Genomic DNA, 2,810 nt, shown 5'->3' with positions numbered 1-2,810 from the left:
TTATCGAAGTCCACTGTCGTTTTTGCCGGCGGTCAGAGTCTCTATGACGCGAAACGACGGCATTATCGAGGCATTCACCTGTTCCCGAGCAGCGTTGACATCCCGCATTTCCGAAAAGCCCGTGAGTCGCTTCCCGAGCCGGACATACAGCGGGAGATACCGCACCCGCGCGTCGGTTTTTTCGGTGTCGTCGACGAGCGCTTCGACGCAGATCTGTTGCGCGAGGCAGCTGCAGCACGGCCTCACATACATTTCGTCGTCCTCGGGCCGGTTGTCAAGATTGACAGCGCGGGACTGCCGCGACGTTCCAATATTCATTACCTTGGAAAGCAAGCGTACGGCGACTTGCCTGCCTTTCTCGCGCACTGGGACATTGCGATGATGCCGTTCGCGCTAAACGCATCCACCCGGTTCATCAGCCCAACCAAGACGCCCGAATACCTCGCCGGAGGCCGTCTGGTCGTCTCCACCTCGATCCGCGACGTCGTCGATAGGTACGGCAGCAGCGGTGCGGTCAAGATCGCCCGCGCGTCCGGAGACCAGACCTCGTTACTGTCCTTCGTTGGCGCGCTCGATGAAACACTCGAGCGATCCGCCGACCGGTTAGCGGTACAGCAAGCGGCAGACGAAGCGCTTTCGGGGATGAGTTGGGACGATACCTTCGAGCGAATGCACGATGTGATCATGCAAGCGTTAGATCAACGGCGCGAGGCAATTCATGCGAGATGACACTAGCGGAGCAGACCCGGGCTCTCTGAAGCAGCACCGCACCGGTGAGTTCGATGGCGGCAGCTCCCGCAAAAGACGTTGCACGCCGTACATGAGACGCAATGAATATCGGCCGTTTGACTACCTGATTGTCGGGGCTGGATTTGCTGGGTCCGTGCTTGCCGAACGACTCGCGGAGGGCCTCGGCAAAAAGGTAGTGGTCATCGACCGTCGCCCCCACATCGGCGGTAATGCCTACGACGAACTCGATGCAGCAGGCATCCGAATCCACCGTTATGGTCCACACATCTTCCACACGAATGCGCCCCGAATTGTCGACTATCTCTCGAAATTCACCAACTGGCGCCCCTACGAGCACCGGGTGAAGGCATTTGTTGATGGCTCGCTGGTGCCCATTCCGATCAATCTCACGACGCTCAACAGTTTGTATGGGCTGAACATGACGTCAGCAGAGGCGCGCGCCTTCCTCGCGAATCGCGCAGAAACCCGATGCGAGATACTCACTTCCGAAGACGTCGTATTAAGCGCGGTGGGTCGTGAGCTTTACGAAAAGTTCTTTCGCGGTTACACCCGCAAGCAGTGGGGAACCGACCCCTCACAGCTCGACAAATCGGTCACCTCGCGCATTCCCACGCGGACAGACGCCGACGACCGTTACTTCCTGGATTCTTTCCAATGTATGCCCGCTCGCGGCTACGAACGGATGTTCAAAGCCATGCTAACGCATCCGTTGATCACCCTCAGGTTAAATACGGATTTCCGGCAGGCGCGCAGCGACACCGACTTCAAGCACGTTATCTATTCAGGGCCGATCGACGAATATTTCGACTTCTGCTTCGGCAAGCTACCCTACCGCTCTCTGCGGTTCGAGCATGAGACCCTCGACATTCCACAGCTCCAACCGGTGGCGGTTGTCAACTATCCCGATGAAGCGGTGGAATACACGCGCATCACAGAGTACAAGCATCTCACTGGACAGCATCATTCCCGAACCAGTATCTCTCGCGAGTACCCGAGTGCCAACGGGGACCCGTTTTATCCCATACCGCGCCCGGAAAACCAGGCGCTTTACAAGCGGTATGAGGCATTGGCGAGCCAAACGCCTGGCGTCACTTTTGTGGGGCGCCTCGGGACTTACCGGTATTACAACATGGATCAGGTCATCGGACAGGCACTCGCCGTCTACGCGCGTATCGAAGCCGAGACGACTTCGGGCCACGAATCTGTCGCGAGCGGCCCGGCTCGTCGTCGAGCGGCGGACATGGCTGACCTCCCAACTGCTACTGCTTCGGACGCTCTTTCACGATGATGCCTGCGCCAGACTTCAAGTCCTTTTTTTGGGGCGGCTTCGAGTGCGCTAGCCATCGAAGAAACGACGGCGTACGGTTAGACTTGCTGAACTCGACTGGGCATGATGTACATGCCCTGGCTGACTACGCCAGCCTGATCGAACACGGCATCGTCACCGTCAGGGACGGCGTGCGCTGGCATCTGATTGAGTCACGCCCGGGACGGTACGACTGGACAAGCGTACTTCCGATGCTGCGCGCAGCCCACGCCACTGGAGTCCAGGTTATCTGGGATCTCTGTCACTATGGCTGGCCGGATCATGTTGACATCTGGCGGCCTCAATTCGTCGAAGCTTTCGCGAAGTTCGCCGGAGCCACCGCTGCTGTCATCGCGTCGGAAACCGAAGATGCGCCGATCTTCACGTTGATCAATGAGATCTCATTCTGGTCGTGGTTCGGCGGAGAAGTCGGAGACATTCGCCCGTCGACTTTCGGACGCGGGCTCGAATTGAAGCATCAACTCGTTCGCGCCACTATCGCCGCAACGGACGCAATCCGTTCCGTGTGTCCGGACGCCCGCTTCATTACCACCGACCCGCTGATCAATGTAGTCTCCCGCCTCCCAGAACGAACGGACGGCGCCGAGCGTCACCGACTTAGCCAGTACCAGGCATTTGACATGTTGACAGGGGCGCTGTGGCCGGGGCTCGGCGGGGCGCCGTCTTATCTGGATATCGTAGGTCTCAACTACTACAGTTTCAATCAATGGCTCATCGAAGGAGGCGAGCTTGA

1 protein-coding gene and 2 pseudogenes are annotated in these 2,810 nt (G+C 58.4%); all 3 read left to right on the top strand.

Features of this window, described 5'->3' with window-relative positions; genetic code table 11:
* Nucleotides 1–729 (top strand): annotated as a pseudogene (locus AWB74_RS46745) (hypothetical protein); the annotation flags it as partial.
* 91 nt (nucleotides 730–820) lie between these two features.
* A complete protein-coding gene (gene glf, locus AWB74_RS43905; RefSeq protein WP_087039581.1) occupies nucleotides 821–2,038 on the top strand; it encodes a UDP-galactopyranose mutase in 1,218 nt (405 codons plus the stop codon).
* 83 nt (nucleotides 2,039–2,121) lie between these two features.
* Nucleotides 2,122–2,810 (top strand): annotated as a pseudogene (locus AWB74_RS43900) (beta-glucosidase); the annotation flags it as partial.

Source organism: Caballeronia arvi (assembly GCF_001544695.2).
Taxonomy (GTDB): domain Bacteria; phylum Pseudomonadota; class Gammaproteobacteria; order Burkholderiales; family Burkholderiaceae; genus Caballeronia; species Caballeronia arvi.
The sequence above is the reverse complement of the archived record's forward strand: the minus strand, read 5'-3'. Positions and strand labels throughout refer to the sequence as shown.